This window comes from Roseinatronobacter alkalisoli (genome assembly GCF_028745735.1).
Lineage (GTDB): Bacteria > Pseudomonadota > Alphaproteobacteria > Rhodobacterales > Rhodobacteraceae > Roseinatronobacter > Roseinatronobacter alkalisoli.
This window is the reverse complement of record NZ_JAQZSM010000026.1, coordinates 15,917-35,266: the sequence shown is the minus strand read 5'-3', so window position 1 is coordinate 35,266 and position 19,350 is coordinate 15,917. Positions and strand designations below refer to the sequence as shown.

At 61.4% G+C, this 19,350-nt stretch carries 19 protein-coding genes; 14 read left to right on the top strand and 5 right to left on the bottom strand.

Annotation, left to right across the window (positions count from 1 at the left end; all coding sequences use genetic code 11):
- Positions 1-70: 70 nt before the first annotated feature.
- Complete coding sequence (locus PUT78_RS18975; RefSeq protein WP_274353845.1) at positions 71-1,648, bottom strand: lysine--tRNA ligase; 1,578 nt, start codon at positions 1,646-1,648, stop codon at positions 71-73.
- A gap of 109 nt (positions 1,649-1,757) precedes the next feature.
- Between PUT78_RS18975 and PUT78_RS18970 the strand changes: the two genes are divergently transcribed.
- The 5 genes from PUT78_RS18970 to PUT78_RS18950 all read left to right on the top strand — a co-directional run bounded on the left by PUT78_RS18970 (position 1,758) and on the right by PUT78_RS18950 (position 7,464).
- Positions 1,758-2,180, top strand: coding sequence for a tellurite resistance TerB family protein (locus PUT78_RS18970; RefSeq protein WP_274353844.1), 423 nt, complete (start codon positions 1,758-1,760; stop codon positions 2,178-2,180).
- A 233-nt stretch (positions 2,181-2,413) separates the two neighbouring features.
- Positions 2,414-3,448: an AI-2E family transporter gene (locus tag PUT78_RS18965; protein ID WP_274353843.1), complete on the top strand. Its 1,035-nt coding sequence runs from the start codon at positions 2,414-2,416 to the stop codon at positions 3,446-3,448.
- 3 nt (positions 3,449-3,451) lie between these two features.
- Positions 3,452-4,165 (top strand): P-loop NTPase family protein, encoded by a 714-nt coding sequence (locus tag PUT78_RS18960; RefSeq protein ID WP_274353842.1) that lies wholly within the window; start codon positions 3,452-3,454, stop codon positions 4,163-4,165.
- A gap of 94 nt (positions 4,166-4,259) precedes the next feature.
- Positions 4,260-5,207, top strand: coding sequence for an META domain-containing protein (locus PUT78_RS18955; RefSeq protein WP_274353841.1), 948 nt, complete (start codon positions 4,260-4,262; stop codon positions 5,205-5,207).
- A gap of 73 nt (positions 5,208-5,280) precedes the next feature.
- Positions 5,281-7,464 (top strand): RNA degradosome polyphosphate kinase, encoded by a 2,184-nt coding sequence (locus PUT78_RS18950; protein WP_274353840.1) that lies wholly within the window; start codon positions 5,281-5,283, stop codon positions 7,462-7,464.
- A gap of 248 nt (positions 7,465-7,712) precedes the next feature.
- Here the strand turns inward: PUT78_RS18950 and PUT78_RS18945 are convergent, their stop codons facing one another.
- Positions 7,713-8,336: a helix-turn-helix domain-containing protein gene (locus PUT78_RS18945; protein ID WP_274353839.1), complete on the bottom strand. Its 624-nt coding sequence runs from the start codon at positions 8,334-8,336 to the stop codon at positions 7,713-7,715.
- 66 nt (positions 8,337-8,402) lie between these two features.
- Between PUT78_RS18945 and PUT78_RS18940 the strand changes: the two genes are divergently transcribed.
- From PUT78_RS18940 to PUT78_RS18920, 5 genes are read left to right on the top strand one after another with little or no spacing between them, the layout of a single operon-like run.
- Positions 8,403-9,914 (top strand): class I adenylate-forming enzyme family protein, encoded by a 1,512-nt coding sequence (locus PUT78_RS18940; RefSeq protein WP_274353857.1) that lies wholly within the window; start codon positions 8,403-8,405, stop codon positions 9,912-9,914.
- Complete coding sequence (locus tag PUT78_RS18935; protein ID WP_274353838.1) at positions 9,911-10,543, top strand: DsbA family oxidoreductase; 633 nt, start codon at positions 9,911-9,913, stop codon at positions 10,541-10,543. The genes PUT78_RS18940 and PUT78_RS18935 overlap by 4 nt, the downstream gene beginning before the upstream one ends.
- Positions 10,540-11,763, top strand: a complete 1,224-nt coding sequence (locus tag PUT78_RS18930) for a multidrug effflux MFS transporter (RefSeq protein ID WP_274353837.1) — start codon at positions 10,540-10,542, stop codon at positions 11,761-11,763. Before PUT78_RS18935 ends, PUT78_RS18930 begins: the two co-directional genes overlap by 4 nt.
- Positions 11,764-11,823: 60 nt before the next feature.
- A complete protein-coding gene (locus tag PUT78_RS18925; protein WP_274353836.1) occupies positions 11,824-12,678 on the top strand; it encodes an SPFH domain-containing protein in 855 nt (284 codons plus the stop codon).
- 3 nt (positions 12,679-12,681) lie between these two features.
- Entirely contained in the window at positions 12,682-13,014 is a 333-nt protein-coding gene (locus PUT78_RS18920) for an NfeD family protein (RefSeq protein WP_274353835.1), read from the top strand.
- Between the two features lie 301 nt (positions 13,015-13,315).
- Here PUT78_RS18920 and PUT78_RS18915 read toward each other — a convergent pair whose 3' ends face one another.
- Entirely contained in the window at positions 13,316-14,335 is a 1,020-nt protein-coding gene (locus PUT78_RS18915; protein WP_274353834.1) for a ribose-phosphate pyrophosphokinase, read from the bottom strand.
- Between the two features lie 106 nt (positions 14,336-14,441).
- Between PUT78_RS18915 and PUT78_RS18910 the strand changes: the two genes are divergently transcribed.
- Complete coding sequence (locus PUT78_RS18910; protein WP_274353833.1) at positions 14,442-15,038, top strand: 2-hydroxychromene-2-carboxylate isomerase; 597 nt, start codon at positions 14,442-14,444, stop codon at positions 15,036-15,038.
- A complete protein-coding gene (locus PUT78_RS18905) occupies positions 15,035-15,814 on the top strand; it encodes an alpha/beta fold hydrolase (protein ID WP_274353832.1) in 780 nt (259 codons plus the stop codon). The genes PUT78_RS18910 and PUT78_RS18905 overlap by 4 nt, the downstream gene beginning before the upstream one ends.
- 338 nt (positions 15,815-16,152) lie before the next feature.
- On the opposite strand, the gene PUT78_RS18900 is transcribed toward PUT78_RS18905, so the two are convergent.
- Positions 16,153-16,479, bottom strand: coding sequence for a DUF6280 family protein (locus PUT78_RS18900; protein WP_071796032.1), 327 nt, complete (start codon positions 16,477-16,479; stop codon positions 16,153-16,155).
- A 209-nt stretch (positions 16,480-16,688) separates the two neighbouring features.
- Between PUT78_RS18900 and efp the strand changes: the two genes are divergently transcribed.
- Entirely contained in the window at positions 16,689-17,252 is a 564-nt protein-coding gene (gene efp, locus PUT78_RS18895) for an elongation factor P (protein WP_274353831.1), read from the top strand.
- Positions 17,253-17,382: 130 nt separating this feature from the next.
- A complete protein-coding gene (locus PUT78_RS18890; RefSeq protein WP_274353830.1) occupies positions 17,383-18,588 on the top strand; it encodes an META domain-containing protein in 1,206 nt (401 codons plus the stop codon).
- Between the two features lie 270 nt (positions 18,589-18,858).
- On the opposite strand, the gene PUT78_RS18885 is transcribed toward PUT78_RS18890, so the two are convergent.
- Entirely contained in the window at positions 18,859-19,329 is a 471-nt protein-coding gene (locus tag PUT78_RS18885) for an Lrp/AsnC family transcriptional regulator (protein WP_274353829.1), read from the bottom strand.
- Positions 19,330-19,350: the final 21 nt, after the last annotated feature.

The following is a 19,350-nucleotide window of genomic DNA, read 5'->3' as shown; positions in this document are numbered from 1 at the left end:
TGACCCCCTTTTCGCGCAAGTATACCATCTTTACGCAAAACTTTACGCAAAAAGGGGGTATCCGGATCACTTATGCCAGATCACCCGCCAATGCGCGGTCAATCAACGCAACCGTTTCATCCACACCATAGAGCGCTATGAACCCGCCAAAACGCGGACCCTGGGACTGGCCCAGCAACACCTCATAAAGTGCCTTGAACCAGTCGCGCAGGTTTTCAAACCCGTGATCCTTGCCCACCGCGAAGGCAAGGGTCTGCAATTCCTCTGCGTCCAGCCCGCCCTGCCAGTCGCGCAACCGCGCCGCCAGATCCACCATGGCGGTGCGTTCGCGGTCATCCGGCGCACGGAACCGGCGCGCAGGGGCCACGTAGTCGCGGAAATAGGCCAAGGCGAACCCCGCCGCCTGATCCAGATCGGGGTGAGTTTCAGGGGCCGCATCCGGCGCATAGCGGCGGATAAAGCCCCAAAGCCCGTCCTTGCCCGCAGCCCCTGCAACCGATGCCAGGTTCAGCAACATCGCAAAACTGACCACCATATGCGACACGGGCGGTTTGCCACCATGAATATGCCAGACAGGATTGGCCACCTGCTGCTCCGGCGTCTGGCCGGGATAGGCGCGCAATTGCTGGTGATATTCATCAACCGCCTTCGGGATCACATCCCATGACAGGCGCTTGGCGGTGCGCGGCTTCAGAAACATGTAATAGGACAGCGATTCCGTGCTGGCATAGGTCAGCCATTCATCGATGGTCAGCCCGTTACCCTTGGATTTGCTGATCTTCTCGCCGTTTTCATCCAGAAACAACTCATAGACATAATGCTCAGGCTTGCGCCCGCCCAGAATTTCGCAAATGCGGTCATAGATGGGCGTGTTGGTCGAATGGTCCTTGCCATACATTTCGAAATCGACATCCAGCGCCGCCCAGCGCGCACCGAAATCGGGCTTCCATTGCAGCTTTACCTGCCCCCCCGTGACCGGCAGCGTCCATTCGCGCCCGTCCTCGTCGTCAAATGTGATCTCGCCCTTAGCGCCATCCACATGTTTCATCGGCACATACAGCACCCGCCCCGTTTCCGGGTGGATGGGCAGGAAAATGGAATAGGTCTGCTGGCGTTCTTCGCGCAGGGACTTCAGCATCACCGCCATGATCTCGTCATAGCGCTCGGCGGCGCGCAACAGCACCGCATCGAATTTGCCGGATTTGTAATATTCGGTCGCGCTGATGAATTCGTATTCAAACCCGAACGTGTCCAGAAACCGGCGCAGCATGGCGTTGTTATGATGGCCGAAACTTTCATATTTGCCAAACGGGTCCGGCACGGATGTCAGCGGCTTTTGCAGATGTTCGCGCAGCGCAACCGGGTCCGGCACATTCTCGGGCACCTTGCGCATGCCGTCCACATCATCGGAAAAACAGATCAGCCGCGTGGGCACATCGCAGATCAGCTCAAACGCGCGCCGGATCATTGTCGTGCGCGCCACTTCGCCAAATGTGCCGATATGGGGCAGGCCGGACGGGCCATAGCCCGTTTCAAACAGCACATAGCCCTTTTCAGGGGCCTTGCCCTTGATGCGCGCAACCAGTTTACGGGCCTCCTCAAAAGGCCAGGCTTTGGATGTCAGGGCGGCATCGCGCAGTGCGGACATGGACACTTCACTTCCTTGTGGGGGTTGAATTACAGCCCCTCTCCCTATTGCGCCTTTGGCGCCGCGTCAATAATCTGTAGGTTGCAGACCAATCCCGAAGGACCACCCAATGTCGCCCGAGCCTCATCCGCTGTCGCCGCAGGATTGCCTTGTTGCGCTCATGATCGCCGTATCTGCCGCGGATCAGGAAATCCGCACCGCCGAACTGGTGGCGATTCAGGCGCTGGTCAATCACCTGCCGATCTTCGCGGAATATGACGCGGACCGCATCAAGACCATTGCCCAGACCGTGTTCGACCTGCTGGAAGAAGAAGACGGGCTTGATGCCCTGTTCGGCCTTGTCCATGGCAATCTGCCGGAAAAGCTGAACGAAACCGCCTATACCATCGCCTGCGATGTGGCCGCTTCCGACGGGAAACTGTCACAGGCGGAACTGCGCCTGCTGGAAGAAATCCGCCATGAACTGCAGATAGACCGCCTGCATGCGGCGGCGATCGAACGCGGCGCCCGCGCACGCCATATGCGGCTGTAACCCCGGCCGCGGGCAGAATATCATCATTCCCGCCCCCCATTCATTCTGGAAAAATATCCTCGGGGGGTGAGGGCCGAAGGCCCGAGGGGGGCAGACAGCCCCCTTTTCCTGCCCCGGCAGGGGCAGTGGCGGTGCTTTTACCGCCTGTGTGCGTGCCAGAAGACTTGCACACCTGCCAGCACCGCGCGATATGGCATAGGGGAACCTTACCGCCAAGCCGACTGGAACGCCTGATGCCGATCCGCACACAAATCACCTTCTGGGGCATTGCCACCCTTGGCTTCATCGCGCTGCTCTGGGTGATGGGGGATGTGTTGCTGCCCTTTGTCACAGGGGCCGCGATTGCCTATTTCCTGAATCCCCTTGTCCTGCGGCTGATGGCTGCTGGCGTGCCGCGCGTGCTGGCGGTGGCGGGGCTGATGTGTCTGGCACTCGGGGCTGTGGTGCTGGCGGGGTTGCTGATCATCCCTGCCGTCGTCGCCCAGCTTGTGCAATTAAGTGAAACCGCGCCGGACCTGTTGCAGCAGGCGCAGACATTTCTGACCCGGTATTTCCCCGATCTGGAAGACACGCTGAAAACATCCCTTGCCGCAATGGGGGACGCCATCCGCGAGCGGGGTGCCGGACTTGCGCAGGGCGTGCTGCGCGGGGTGTCGGGTGTGGTCAGTGCGGTCATCTTCCTGCTGATCACCCCTGTCGTTGCGTTTTATCTGTTGCTGGACTGGCCGCGGGTCATGCGCGGGGCCGATGATCTGCTGCCGCGACAGCACGCCCCCACCCTGCGCCAGATCGGCCAGGACGTTGACCGTGCCATTGCGGGGTTTGTACGCGGACAGGTCACGGTATGCCTGATCCTTGCGGCCTATTACGCGACTGCGCTGGGGCTGGTGGGGCTGCAGTTCGGGCTGGCCATCGGGGTGGTGGCGGGGCTGATTTCCTTCATCCCCTATATCGGCGCGATCGTGGGCGGGGTTCTGGCCATCGGGGTTGCGCTGTGGCAGTTCTGGGGTGAACCGGGCATGATTGCAGCGGTGGTTGCGATTTTCGCGGTCGGGCAGGTGCTGGAAGGCAATATCCTTGTGCCGCGCATCGTGGGCAATTCGGTGCGGCTGCACCCGGTCTGGTTGTTGTTTGCCGTATCTGCCTTTGGCAGCATGTTCGGGTTTACCGGCATGCTGATCGCGGTGCCGGTCGCAGCAGCCATCGGGGTGCTGGTGCGTTTCGCGATCGCGCAATACCAAAACAGCGCGCTTTACGGAAGGGAGTGACGCATGCCATCATCGCGCCCCCCCTCACCCCCACCGCGCGCCGGACAGATACATCTGCCGCTGGCCCTGCCCGCATCCTATGGGCGCAGCGATTTCGTGCCCGCACCCTGCAATGCCCATGCGCTTCAGATGATCACCAGGGGCGACTGGCCTGCGGGCAAGCTGGTGCTGACCGGTCCCGAAGGGGCGGGCAAGACCCATCTGCTGCATATCTGGGCCAACCACCACGGCGCGGCCCTGCTGCGCGCAACCGCGCTGGAGGGGGCAGACCTGCCCGCGCTGGCTGCACGGACCTGCGTGGCGCTGGATGATACCCATCAGATCGCGGGCCAGCCCCGGCTGGAAGCGGCGCTGTTTCATCTGCATAACCTGCTGGCGGCGGGGGGCGGGCAATTGCTGCTGGCGGCGCGCGCGCCTGTGCGCGACTGGGGCCTGTGCCTGCCTGATCTGGCCTCGCGCCTGCAGGCTGCGGCGCATGTCGGGCTGGCGGCGCCCGATGATGCGCTTCTGGCCGCTGTGCTGACCAAACTGTTTGCCGACCGGCAGGTCACCGTTTCCGATACGCTTGTTCCCTATCTTCTGGCGCGGATGGAACGCTCCCTTGGGGGGGCGCAACGCATCGTCGCGCTGCTGGATGCCGAAGCACTGGCGCGCAAGAAGCCCATTTCACGCCAGCTGGCCGCAGACATCCTGAACGCGCTTGCCGATCGCGGATAGGTCACAAGCGCGTATCCGGCATTTTCGCCTACTTGTATGCGGGCCGGGTGCTGCATAATCTTTATGTCATTCATTTTCATGCCCGGGGGCCGCCTTGATCCGATTTCTGTCGATATGTTTTTTTCTGCTGTCCGGCCTGTTGGCCGCCCCGCTTGCCGCGCAGGACACAAACCGCCGGATATCCGGGCAGATCACGCTGCTGGAACGGATGGCAGTGCCAGATCACTCTGTGGTGATTGTCGATATCAGCGACGACACCGACACAACACTGGTCGCGCAGCGGCGGCTTGCCGGTGGAACGCAAAGCCCTTTTGCCTTTGAGCTGGACGCGCCCGCAGACCGGCCCCTGATCCTGCGTGCTGGGTTGCGCGCAGCGGATGATATGGTCTGGCTGACCGAACCTGTGGCCATCGCAGCGGGCACGGACCCGGTTGATCTTGGCCCCATCCGCGCATTGCGCACTGCGCCCATGGGGTTTGCATCGCTTCTGGCATGCGGCACGCAATTGCTGGAAATCGGGTTCCTGCCGGATGATCTGCGGCTGCGCTTCAACGAACAGGTCATCATCATGACCCCGGCCGAGGCCGCATCAGGCGCACTTTACGCAGCACCGGACAATGCGGCGACGTCCATCCATATCAAGGTGGACACGGCACTGTTGCGCATTGATGGTGCCGAACTGTCCGAATGCCGGTTGATCCGCCCCGAACAGGACATCACCCAGGGGGTCTGGCGAATTACCGCGATCAGCGACAAACCCACCGTATTCCCGTCGCGCACCGAACTTGTGTTTTATGCCGACGGGCGCATGAGTGCCTCTGTCGGGTGCAACCGGTTGATTGGCGGGTACCGGCGGCATGGCGGCATCTTGTCTTTCGGGCGGATTGCCAGCACAATGATGGCCTGCCCTGACGGGATGATGCAACAGGAACACCAGTTCACGGCCATGCTGCGCCGTGTGGACGGGTATCAACTGGTGCCGGAAACCGGCAGGCTGACATTGATGGCGGGGGGGCAGCCGGTCATCAGCGCGCGCAGATAATACCTGAATGAATTGTCGGCCATTCGCGTCTGACATGACAAAACCGTCATATTCCGCCAGTATACAGGATACCATGACCCAGACCCTTCCATCCGCCGATTTCCTGAATGCACCATTCCCCGCCCCACAGGTGCTGGAAGGGTTTGACCCTGCCGGGCCGGAACGGTTTTTCAACCGCGAAATGTCATGGCTGGCCTTTAACTGGCGCGTGCTGGAAGAAGCGATGAACCCGCGTGTGCCATTGCTGGAACGGGTGCGTTTTCTGTCCATTTCGGCGGCCAATCTGGATGAATTCTATACAGTGCGGGTGGCGGGCCTGCGGCAACTGGCGCGCGCGGGCAACAGCAGCCCGTCCGATGACGGGCGCACCCCCGCAGAGCAGCTTGTGCTGATCAACGAAGATGCGCGCAGCCTGATGGAAAAGCAGCAGGATGTCTGGGCCATTCTGCGCCCCCTTCTGGCAGCAGCCGGAATCACCATCCTGTCGCGCCACGACCTGAGTGAGCAGGACCGCGCGGCAGTGGCGCAATACTTCCTGGAGAATGTCTTTCCCGTTCTGTCGCCGCTGGCCATTGACCCCGCGCACCCGTTTCCGTTCATCCCGAATGCCGGGTTTTCGCTGGCCATGGAGCTGGAAGACAAGCGTGGGCGCAAGCTGGATGCGCTGGTGCCAGTTCCTGGCCAGATTGACCGTTTCCTGCGCCTGCCCGGCGACAGCATCCGCATGCTGCCGCTGGAAGAACTGATTCTTGCGGAAATGGACAACCTGTTTCCGGGCTACCGGTTGCTGGGATCGTGCACCTTCTCGGTGTTGCGCGACAGCGATCTGGAAGTCGAGGAGGAAGCCGAAGATCTGGTCCGCGAATTCGAAGTGGCCCTGAAACGCCGCCGCCGGGGCGAAGTCGTGCGCATGAAGATTTCGACAGGCGCACCGCAGGATCTGCGCGATCTGGTCATGGAAGAACTGGGCGTGTCCGATGCCGAAGTGATAGAGGTGCAGGGCATCATGGGCATTTCCACGCTGAAGGAACTGGTGCTGGATGACCGCCCAGACCTGTTATGGCCCGGTTTCACCCCGCGCGTACCCGAACGTGTGCAGGACCATCATGGCGACATGTTTGCCGCCATCCGGCAAAAGGACATGTTGCTGCACCACCCCTATGAAACTTTTGACATGGTGGTGCGGTTTCTGGAACAGGCGGCGCGCGATCCCGATGTGCTGGCCATCCGCCAGACGCTTTACCGCACGTCGCGCAACAGCCCTATCGTTGCCGCCCTGTGCGAAGCCGCAGAGGCGGGCAAATCCGTCACAGCACTTGTCGAACTGAAAGCACGCTTTGACGAAGCCGCAAATATCCGCCAGTCGCGCAGGCTGGAACGTGCAGGCGCGCATGTCGTCTATGGGTTTGTGAACTACAAGACCCATGCCAAGATCAGCGCCGTTGTGCGCCGCGAAGGGGACAAGCTGGTCACCTATACCCATTTCGGAACCGGCAATTACCACCCGATCACGGCGCGGATTTACACAGATCTGTCGCTGTTCACCTGTGACGCGGCGCTTGGGCGCGATGCCACGCGGGTGTTTAACTATGTTTCCGGCTATGCTGAACCGGCAATGCTGGAAAATCTGGCCATTTCGCCCATCAGCATGAAATCGCGCCTGTTGCAGCTTATCGCGGCGGAGGCGGAACATGCCCGTTCCGGCAGGCCCGCGCAGATCTGGGCCAAGATGAATTCGATCATCGACCCCGGTGTGATTGATGCCCTGTATGAGGCCAGCCGCGCCGGTGTGGAAATCAGCCTTGTCGTGCGCGGCATCTGCGGGCTGCGCCCCGGCATTCAGGGCCTGTCCGAGAATATTCGCGTCAAATCCGTCGTGGGCCGGTTTCTGGAACATTCGCGCATTGTCTGTTTCGGCAATGGCGCGGGCCTGCCATCGGATCAGGCGCGGGTATTCATCAGTTCGGCAGACTGGATGGGCCGCAATCTGGTGCGGCGGGTGGAAACGCTGGTGGAAATCAACAATCTGACCGTGAAAGCCCAGATCGTGCGCCAGATCATGGCCGCAAATCTGGCGGATGAGGCGCAAAGCTGGGTACTGCAACCCGATGGCCCCGCGCTGCGCGTTCTGCCAGGTGAGGGAGAGGAACGCCGCCTGTTCAACTGCCATCGGTTTTTCATGGAGAACCCGTCGCTTTCGGGGCGCGGGTCAGCAGGGGCCGAGGATGTGCCCGAACTGACCCATGAGGATGATTAGATCTGCGATTGTGGCGGGTGGGGCTGATTTGCGGGTGTTCTCACGCACCAAGCCCGCGCCAGCGGTGGGCCGGGGTCTTCCGGTCCGGCGCGGGTGGAATGCACTTTATGCAGGCTCCACAATCCTGACGACCAAGGCGTGAGTCAACACCAGCAAAACCGGCAGGCCGCGGGACGGCCCACCGGTGGCGCGGCGGCCTGCGGCCTTAATTCCGCGCTTTTGGGATACTCCCCCCGGCCATCCACCGTTCAGTCCAGCGAAGTAACCCAAAGGATTTCCGCATCCTCGCGCGACAATGACACGACATTATGCCCCATGGTCGCGTCATAATAGGCGCTGTCACCGCGTTTCATGTCCACGGGCGCATAGAATTCGGTGAACAGCCGGATTTCGCCGGTCAGGACATACAGGAATTCCTCGCCGCCATGGCGCACCCAACCGTCGAAATCCTGCATGCTGCGCGCCCGCACGCGGGCCTGATAGGGCAACATCTTCTTCGACGTCAGTTGTGCGGCCAGCAAGCGGTGGTCATAAGTCGGCGTCGGGTGGGAGGTGCCTTCGCTGCGCGATGTCAGCGCCATGCGCCCACCGGCCCGCGTGGTTTCAGGGGGGGTAAACAATTGCGGCACCGTAATTTCCAGCCCCCCCGCCAGTTTTTTCAGCGCGTCATAGGTGGGCGACATCTGCCCGTTTTCGATCTTGGACAGGGTGGATCGCGCCAGCCCGGCGGCCCTTGCGGCCTGTTCCAGCGTCCAGCCCCGCGCACGGCGCAGGGAACGCACCCGTTCAGCCAGATCGATGGGCTGGGCGGGTTCGACATCACCGCCTGCGCGGGCAATGCGGATAACACTGGTGTTTTCAGGGTCACTCATGGCGGTTCTCTTTACGCAAGCGTGCATGGACTTGCAACTGTCACGCGGCGGGCATAAATCATGCACATGTTATCTACCACCCGCCCTGCGATATTCCCGCCCTGCCCCGCGCCGTTCAACATGGCGCGCTATGTGCTGGCGGCGGGGGAACAGACGCCCGACAAGATCGCGTTGCAGATTGTGCGCGCATCCGGGGCCGAACGCTGGTCCTATGGGCGGCTGATAGCGGCGGTGCGCGGCACCGGACAGGGGTTGCTGCGTGCGGGCCTGCACCCCGGTGACCGCGTGCTGCTGCGGCTGGGCAACAGCGTGGATTTTCCGGTGGCCTATCTGGGCGCGCTGGCGGCGGGGCTGGTGCCGGTGCCGACATCGACGCAACTGACGGGGCCGGAAATCACCAAGATTGCGGCGCAGGTGGCACCTGCACTGGTGCTGGCATCTGACGGCGTGGCCCTGCCCGATCATCCGGCACCGACACTGGACTGCGCGCAGTTGCGCCGGATGCAGGACTTGCCGCCATGCGACTGGCATATGGGCGCGCCTGACCGGGCGGGATATATCATCTATACATCGGGCAGCGGCGGGAACCCGCGCGCAGTGGTGCATGCCCACCGCGCTGTCTGGGCGCGGCGGATGATGTGGGATGGCTGGTATGGGCTGCGCGCCGATGACCGCGTTCTGCATGCAGGCGCGTTCAACTGGACCTATACGCTGGGCACCGGGCTGATGGACCCCTGGGCCATTGGCGCAACTGCGCTTATTCCCGAAACCGGCGCGCCATTGGCGCTGATGCTGAAACGCTTTGACGCGACACTCTTTGCCGCCGTGCCGGGGGTCTATCGTCAATTGCTGAAGGACGGGCAAAAACTGGAGCTGCCGCGCCTGCGCCATGGGCTGTCTGCGGGCGAAAAACTGCCCGACGCAACCCGCGCGGGCTGGCACGCGGCGACAGGCACGGCGATCTATGAAGCGCTGGGAATGTCGGAATGTTCGACCTATATTTCCTCCAGCCCCGCGCGCCCTGCCCCCATTGGGTCCGCAGGTTACCCGCAGGACGGGCGGCAGCTTGCCGTGCTGGGCGCGGATGGCCAGCCCGCCCCGTGTGGCGAGGATGGCATGCTGGCCATTCACCGCAGCGACCCCGGCCTGATGCTGGGCTATCTGGGCGCGGACACGCAGCCGGACCTGCCGCTGACCGGGGATTGGTTCCTGACCGGCGATCATGCCCGCATGGCAGAAGATGGCGCAATCACGTATGTCGGGCGCAATGACGACATGATGAATGCAGGCGGGTTCCGCGTTTCCCCACTGGAAGTCGAACGCACGCTGACTGATCATCCCGGCATTACCGATATTGCCTGCACCGAAATCGAAGTGAAACCCGGTGTCACCGTCATTGCGGCCTTCTATACCGGCCCCGAGGCCCTGCCCCTGCCGGAACTGGAAGCCTTTGCCGCCGGCCGGTTGGCACGCTACAAGCAGCCGCGCCTGTATCGCCATTGCGACAGCCTGCCGCGCGGGGCCAATGGCAAATTGTCACGTCGCGCCCTGCGCAACAACTATGAGGACCCGTCATGATCCGGCTGGACATATATTCCGACCCTGTCTGCCCATGGTGCTTTATCGGCAAGGCCCGGCTGGACCGCGCGCTTGAAAGCCGCCCCGACCACCCGTTCGATATTCGCTGGAAACCCTTCCAGTTGAACCCCGACATGCCCGCAACAGGCATGTCGCGCGACGAATACATGGCGATGAAATTCGGCGATGCCAAAGGGATACTGGATGCCCATAAGCCGATTATCGACGCTGCGGAAGACACCGGCCTGACGCTGGACCTGCCCGCCATCACCCGCACGCCCAACACGCTGAACGCGCATCGGCTGATCCATTGGGCCGGGCTTGAAGGGCGGCAGACCGCCATGGTCAGCACTTTGTTCCGCGCCTATTTCCAGCAAGGGCGCGATATCGGCGACAGTGAAACCCTGCTGGCACTGGGCGACTCCGTCGGGCTGGACCGCAGCATGATTGCGCGGCTTCTGGACAGCGACGCCGACCGCGACATCATTGCCACCGCAGACCGTGATGCCCGCGCGCGCGGCATTTCCGGCGTGCCGTTCTTCGTAGTTGCGCAGCAATACGCAGTTCCCGGCGCGCAATCGGTCGAAACATGGCGCAATATCATTGATGAGCTGGACCCACCCGCATGATCCCCTTCCCCCCGACCAAGCCCCTGCGCTTCGGGGAATTTGTGGCGCTGATGGCGCTGATGTCAGCCATGATTGCATTCGCCATTGACGCAATGCTGCCCGCGCTGCCGGTCATTGGCGCGGAACTGTCGCCTGCGGCACCAACACGGGGGCAACTGGTAATCCCCGTCTTTGTGTTGGGTCTGGGGCTGGGGATCATGGTTTGCGGGCCGGTATCGGACGCTTATGGGCGCAAATCGGTGCTGCTGGGGGGGCTGGTGCTCTATGTCGGCGGGTCGCTGCTGGCATCACATGCCATGACGATAGAGGCGCTGCTGGGCGCGCGCCTGTTGCAGGGGCTGGGGGCCGCCGCCCCGCGTGTGGTGGCCACGGCCATGGTGCGCGACCTCTATGAGGGCCGCACGATGGCGCGGGTGACATCCATCATCATGACGTTATTCGTGCTGGTTCCGGCAATCGCGCCCACGATCGGGGCCGGGATCATCGCGCTGGCGGACTGGCGCGCGATTTTCTATGCCTTCGTGGCTTTCGGACTGGTCAGCGGGCTGTGGCTGTTTCTGCGCCAACCTGAATCCCTGCCGCTGGCGCGGCGTCGCCCGTTAAGCCCGTCAGCGATTGGCAGCGCCCTTGCGGAGATCGGCACCAATCGTGCGGTCATGGTCTATGTGGCGGCGCTGGTCTTTTCCTTCGCGCCGCTGTTCACATGGCTGTCAAACCTGCCGATCATCTTTGATGAAATCTATGACCGGGCCGCCACATTTCACCTGTGGTTCGCGGCCACGGCGTTGATTGCAGGCACGGCCAGCATGGCCAATGCGCAGCTTGTCATGCGGCTGGGAATGCGGACACTGGCGACATTCGCCTTTACGTGGCAGGTGCTGGTGTCGGCGCTGTTTCTGGGGCTGCTGCAGATTGACCTGCCTGCGCCGTGGAATTTCGGTCTGTTCTTCGCCTTCATGTGTTCCACCTTTTTCACCATCGGCCTGACCTTCGGCAACCTGAATGCGCTGGCATTGCAACCGCTGGGGCATATCGCGGGCATCGGGTCTTCGGTGGTGATGTCGCTGTCCACCATCGGGGCGGCAGTATTATCGGTGCCGGTGGCCATGGCCTATAATGGCACCCCAGACACACTGGTTGCAGGCAATCTGGCCTTCGCCGGGGCTGCGCTGGCGTTGCTGCTGTATTCGCGCCGGTTCGCCACTGCTGATATGGCTTGAACAGCGCGCGTTTTCGCGCGACCATGGCCGCAATCCAATATAATCAAAAAGGCTGGTCTGATGGAACTAATTCTGGCGCTTGTTGTCCTTCTGGTGCTGATTGTCATCATGGGGCTGAAGATTGTGCCGCAGTCGCGCAATCTGGTCATCACCCGGCTTGGGGCCTATCAACGGACGCTGGATGCGGGTGTTAATATCATCATCCCGTTTCTGGACCGTGTGCATGCCAACGTGCCCGTCAATGATCAGGTTCTGAACGACATTGAACTGGAAGTCGTGTCTGCCGATAACGTGGTTTTCGGTGCGCAATTGCTGGTGGTCTACCGCATTGAGAACCCCGAAGCGGCGGTGTTCCGTGTCAACAAGATCGATGATCTGGTGATCGGGCTGGTACAGTCGCTGGTGCGGTCTGAACTGGGCAAGGTGGAACTGGACGCGGTGCAGTCGGACCGCGGGTCGCTGAACCTGGCGCTGCTGGAAGCGCTGGAAGATGCGGGCAAGACCTATGGTATCCGCATCAGCCGGTCGGAAATTACCGATGTGCGTCTGAATGAAACCACCCAGAAGGCCATGGCAGAAGTGCTGGCCGCCGAACGCGAACGCCGCGCCGCCATCACCCGCGCCGAAGGCCAGCGCCGCGCGGCAGAGCTGAACGCCGATGGCGAGCTTTATGAAGCGCAGCGCCGCGCAGACGGTATCCGCGCCATTGCGCATGCCAATGCCGAGGCCAACCGTGAAATTGCGGCCTCGCTGGAAGGGGCCAATGCGCAGGAAGCGCTGGTGTTCCAGACCGCGCGCATGCAGATCGAAGCACTGGAAGGGCTGGCCAAATCCGACAATGCGAAGCTGATCATGCTGCCGGGCGGGCCGTCCAATGCCTTCCGCGAGGCGGCAGCCATCCTGAAAGACATCTAGGCAATGGAAAACCTTGGCCTGCCGGACTGGATGATATGGGGCATCATTGCCGTGATCCTGCTGATCGCGGAAATGATGACCACTGTCTATGTCGCGCTTGGGTTCGCGCTGGGGGCTGTGGCAGTGGCCGCGCTGGTCTGGTTGATGCCGGGGCTGCCGGTTCTGGTTCAGGCGCTGATCTGGGCGGCGCTGGGGCTGGTGGTGTGGCTGGGCCTGTCACGCTGGAACGCCGCGTGGCGCAAATCCCACCGTGACATCAACGATTTCGATTCGCTGGATTCGCTGCCGAAATCGGACCGCAGGAAAAGCGCGCCACCCGACGGCACGCAGGACTGAAGGGCGGGGCGGGAGCATACCCGCCGGTATGCGCACGGCTTGTCGGTTCTGGTGTGAAACAGGTGTTGGAGAGTCCCAAACGCGCGGAGTAAAGGGCGCAGCCCGCCGCGCCAGCGGTGGGCCGCCCTGCAGCCCGCCGGTTTCGCTGGTGCTGATTCAAGCATTGAAGGCCAGGGTTATGCCGCCTGCTTAAAGTGAACCCCTCTCACGTCGGACCGGCAGTCCCCGGCCCACCGCTGGCGCGGGCTTGGTGCATGGCCCCGCGACCGCTTCCCCCCGTCCCCGGAAAAAGCAGCAGATCTCAAACCTCGCCGTACAGCCCTTCATAAATCGGGGTCAGCGTTTCGGTGTCAAAGAGCGACGACACGGATGTCCCTTTCCAGGTATTCAGAATACCTTGGGCGAACATCGGTGCGGTCGGCACAATGCGGATGTTATGGGCGGATTTCACTGCTTCGGTGGGCGCGATGGAATCGGTGATCACCAATGATTTCATGACCGAATTTGTGATGCGTTCCACGGCCGGGCCGGACAGCACACCATGGGTGATGTAGCTGTGAACTTCTGTTGCGCCGGCCTCTGTCAAGACTTCGGCGGCCTTGCACAGGGTTCCGGCAGTGTCGCAGATATCGTCCACAATGATGCAGCTTTTGCCGCTTACATCGCCGATAACCGTCATTTCGGCAATTTCACCGGGCTTTTCGCGGCGTTTATCCACGATGGCCAGCGCACAGCCAATGCGTTTGGCCAGTTCGCGCGCGCGTGCCACACCGCCGACATCGGGCGACACGACGGTTACATCCTGCAAACGGCCCTTGAAATGATGCAGCACATCCAGCGCGAATACCGGCGCGGCATACAGGTTATCCACCGGAATATCGAAGAACCCCTGAATCTGGGCGGCATGCAGATCCAGCGTCAGAATGCGTTCAATCCCGGACTGCGCGATCATGTTCGCCACCAGCTTGGCGGAAATCGGCGTGCGGGCCTTGGTGCGGCGGTCCTGACGGGCATAGCCGAAATAGGGAATAACTGCCGTGATCCGCGATGCCGACGACCGCTTCAGCGCATCAGCGATGATCAGCAATTCCATCAGGTTGTCATTGGCGGGGTTCGACGTGGACTGGATGATGAACATATCCTCGCCACGGACATTTTCATACACTTCGACAAAGACTTCCTGATCGTTGAACCGTTCCACACGGGCATCAACAAGCCCGACATTCATGCCACGATGCAGCGACATGCGTCGCGCTATGGCCTTGGCAAGCGGTATGTTCGCGTTGCCGGAAATCAGCTTGGGTTCAGTGCGGTCGATCATGGGGCAATCCTTGACGAAATGGGGCCGGAGTGGATTCGGACAAGATTGACACCGCTTACCACCCCGCTACGATCTTGCAAACCGCCAAGGCAAGGAGCCGTGACAAATGCCACATATTGACTACTACTTTACGCCCCTGTCGCCCTGGACATATCTGGCGGGCAAGCGTCCGGCACAGATCGCGGCCAAGGCGGGTGCCAGCCTGCGCTACAAGCCCCTTGACCCGACAGCGCTGTTCGCGCGCACCGGCGGGCAGGTGCTGGCCGAGCGTCATGACAACCGCAAAGCATACCGGTTGCAGGAATTGCGCCGCTGGTCGGACCGGCTGGACATGCCCCTGACGCTGCGCCCGGCATTTTTCCCGACCAACCCCGCGCCCGCATCCTATGCCATCATCGCCGCACAGGAATCGGGCGGCGGGGACATGGCGGAATTGCTGTATGGCCTGACCCGCGCCTGCTGGGCCGAAGACCGCAATATCGCAGATGATGACGTGATCCGCGACTGCCTGACGGCTGCGGGTTTCGACCCTGCGCTTGCCTTCAGTGGCATGTTGCAAGGTGCCGAAATCTATCCCCGCAATCTGGAAGACGCGGTGGCCGATGGTGTGTTCGGCGTACCGTTCTTCGTGGTGGGGGAGGAACGCTTCTGGGGGCAGGACAGGCTGGATTTTCTGGCGCAGCATCTTGGGGTCACCATGTGATTGCCGATTACCGGTTCAGCACACAGGGCATGCCCGCCCTGATGCTGCATTGCGCCCTTGGCCGCGCGCGCGACTGGCGGGCGCTGCTGGCCGCGATGCGCACCCCGCTTGCGGCGCAGGGGTTTGACATGCCCGGCCATGGCCGGTCTGACGACTGGGACGGGACGGGCGAGTTTCAGGGGCAATGCGTCGCCCATGCCCAGACCCTGCTGCAGGCACCATCACTGCTGATCGGGCATTCCTTCGGGGCGACAATCGCCTTGCGTCTGGCGCTGGAACGCCCTGATCTGGTGCGCGCCCTGGTGCTGATAGAGCCGGTTTTATTCGCCGCCGCCAGAAGCCGCCCCGAATACGCGGCCCATGCCGCCCATGATGCGGAATTCGCCAGCGCCATCGCCCTTGGCGATTATCACACCGCTGCGGCGCTGTTTCTGGATTTATGGGGCACGGGCACGCCCTTCCGCGAAATGCCCCCTGCAGAACAGGACCGGATTTCCGCGAAAATACCGCTGATCATGGCAACGACCCCGGCCATATATGACGACAGCGCGGGTATTCTGGCACCGGGACGGCTGGAGGGGTTACGCGCGCCGGTATTGCTGCTGCATGGCAGCGCGTCGCCACCCGTTGCAGGCGCGATCAACGCCGCGCTATGCGAAAGGTTACCCGATGCGCAGGCGCAATGCATCAGCGGCGCCGGGCATATGCTGCCGCTGACGCACCCCGCCACGACGGCAGATGCGATCGACGGTTTCCTGACACAGATGAGCGGTTAAAGTTGGGGTTTGGCTGGTGGAAATACCCCGTTTGCGGGGAATAACGCTGGCAAGACAACGGACGCTCCTTCGCACCAAGCCCGCGCCAGCGGCAGGCTGCGGGACGGCCCACCGGTGGCGTGGGCCAGCCTTGCGGCCTTTGCTCCGCGCGTTTGGGATACGCACATATAGGTGTCAGATCAGATTTGACCTGATTTGCGGATAAACCAAGCTGATTACACGCCAGAACATACCCAAAACGCCAGACATCAGCGCCCGCAGCCATCACCGCATATGAAAATAAAAAACCCCGCGCAGCCTTATGCGCGGGGCAGAAATTCTTGTATCGGCCAGTCAGGTCAGGCGGCTTCAGCTTCCGCTGCGGCGGCGGCATTGCGCCGCTCGCTTTCTTCGCGCGACAGTGCAACCGACGTGCGCACGCCTTTGGCGACAAATTCCATCAGGCCGGAAACCACACGTTCATTCGGGTCGATGCCTGCGCAGCTCAACACTTCGCGCCCGTCGCGCGAACGCGCCCAGCGGGCAATCTGCTCCGGGCCGTTACCATATTTCTTGTCATCCGCAATCGCATCATCCAGTGCAGCCAGTACCACAGCTGCGAAAAGTTTGCGGGCACGGGCCCCTTGCTCATGCGTGAAGGCCGTTCCATCCGCTGCATCGAACATATTTCATTCCTTGTTCTTGCTCTTGCATTTACCGCTTGGGCCTGCATACGCGGTTTACGTTGTGATTCGCTACGCTGGTGACGCATACCAGCCATGCATTTTTAACATGGGTGCAAAAATACATGGCACAAGATCGAGTTCTTGCCTAAGCCCTGTCTGCGGGATATAGGGGCGCAGACCAATTATTCAAGGCAAAGCAAGGTAACCCCATGCCTAAAATCAACGGAAACGAGATTCGTCCCGGCAATGTTCTGGAACATGATGGCGGGCTTTGGGCTGCCGTCAAGGTCAACCATGTGAAACCCGGAAAAGGTGGCGCATTTGCACAGGTCGAGATGAAGAACCTGCGCGACGGACGCAAACTGAACGAACGTTTCCGCTCAGAAGACAAGGTGGAACGTGTCCGGCTGGAACAAAAGGACCAGCAATTCCTGTATGAAACCGATGGCCGCCTTGTGGTCATGGACATGGAATCCTTCGAGCAGATCGAACTGGACGTGGAAATTCTGGGCGACCGCCGCCCCTTTCTGCAGGATGGCATGACCGTGACTGTCGAATATTATGGCGAAGAAGCGCTGAATATTTCGCTGCCGCAAAAAGTGATCTGCAAGATCATTGAGACCGAGCCGGTCGTCAAAGGGCAGACTGCGGCAAACAGCTTCAAACCGGCGGTTCTGGACAATGGTGTGCGCATTCTGGTGCCGCCCTTTGTGGGCCAGGACGAAGATATCGTGGTGAATACCGAAACCTTTGAGTATTCCGAACGCGCCTAGGTTACGCGGTTTGGGGGGCTGTTTCAGGCCCCCTGCCCGGCATGATGGTATCTTTCCCGTGATACGCCTTGTGGCGCGGGGCGTCTTTGCGCTAAGCCCTTATAAGGGGCTGAAACTGCGGGAGCATGCCATGCGTTCATATCTTGCTGCGATGACCGTGCTTGCGACAGCTGCGCCCGGTATCGCACGCGATGTGACAGCAGCAGTGCAATGGGATGTCCCCATACCACATGGCGCCGAAGCCGTCGCAGTCGTGCGCAATAGCGCCGGAGAGTTGCTGGCCCAGCAGCGCCTTGACGCCCGCGCCCATGACAGCACAGCCACCCACAGTTTCGATACGCTGCCGCGACAGGCGGCCAGCCTGCAAGCGGGGCTGGTGCATGACGGCCAGCTACTGGCCCAAAGCGCCCCTGTTCAGCTGAACGGGCGCAGCGCCCTGCCGGATATCGCATTATATCCGATACTTGCGCTTGGCTTCCGGTCGGCCTGGGCCTGTGATGACGGGGATGTGCTGGTGCTGGCGCGCCGCATGGACGGGCTGCGCGCCATTTCCATGCAACCGCCACGCCTGTTTTTGCCCGGTGACGACAGCGATGAAAACTTTCTGGCCAGCGATGGCACGCAGCTTCAGGATACCGGGCAATATATCATCGTTACCGCGCCCGACACAGCGCCGCAGACCTGCGCGCGCATTCCGGCACAACCGATCCTGCCCATTACGGCCTTTGCCGCAGATGCAAGCTGGCAGATTGACCTGACGCGCGAGCAGGCGCTTGTTACCATGCCGCGACCAGATGGCGATCACGATACGATTGACCAGATGCAGGCCAGCCGGAGTGATGACGGGGATATCATCTTCGCATCCGATGCGATGTCGCTGCGCCTGACGGATGCCCCCTGCAGGCTGGCACATGCGCGTACCCCCTACCCTGTGACTGCCGCCCTGTCCCGGCGCGCAGGCAGTGAAAGCCCGGGCTGCGCCGGATCGCCGCTAAGTCTGCTGCATGGCAGCGCATGGCATGTCAGCGCGCTTTTCGGTGTTCCGTTAAATGCGCAGGGCGCGGATTTTCCCGATCTGACACTGGAAGTGATGAATGGTCAGATATCGGGGCGGCTGGCCTGCAATCGCTATGTCGGGATGGCGGAAATCAGTGATCATGCCTTGTCGATCAGCGATCTGGGCACAACGCGGCTGGCCTGCCCGACCGCGCTGCGCAATCTGGAATTGCGCTTTCTGGATGCGCTGGAACATGCGAACGGGTTCGATATCGGCAATCAGGGCGAGTTGATCCTGCGCAGCGGGCCAATGCCCTTGCTGACTGCAACCCGCCACTAAGCATGATCATGTCAGAAGGACAGGCAAGCGCTGATTGCTAGCGGGCTGAAGCAGTTGGTGGCATTTTTTCAAAGGCGCGGAGCAAACGCCGCAGGCTGGCCCACGCCATCGGCGGGCCGTCCCGCGGCCTGCCGGTTTAGCTGATGTTGACTCACGCTTTGAAGGCCGGGGTTATGCTGCCAGCATAAAGTGAACATCTCCAATGTGGGACCGGCAGCCCCCGGCCCACCGCTGGCGCGGGCTTTGTGCATGGCCCCAATAATGCGCGCTTCAGAACGCAGGCTGCGCGCCGGTTTCCTTGACCGCTTCCATCACCACATGTGTCGAGGTGGAGGTGATATACGGCAATCCGGAAATATGTTCTGCCAGAACACGCCGGTAGGACGCTATATCGCGGCTGCGCACCTTCAGCAGATAATCGAACGCCCCGGCAATAAGGTGGCATTCTTCGATTTCAGGAATATTGCGCACTGCATCATTGAAAGCCTGCAATGCCGTTTCGCGTGTATCCGACATCTTCACTTCAACAAATGCGATATGGGCTGCATCAATCTGATGCGGGTCTATCATGGCGCGATATCCGTAGATGACGCCCTGCTCTTCCAGCCTGCGTACGCGCGCCTGCGTGGGCGATTTTGTCAGCCCGATACGCGACGCAAGGTCGGTCACACTAAGGCGCCCCTCGACGGCAAGAATTCGCAGGATCGCATGATCGAAACCGTCCATCTTTACGCGGTTCATTGTATTGCATTATCCACAATA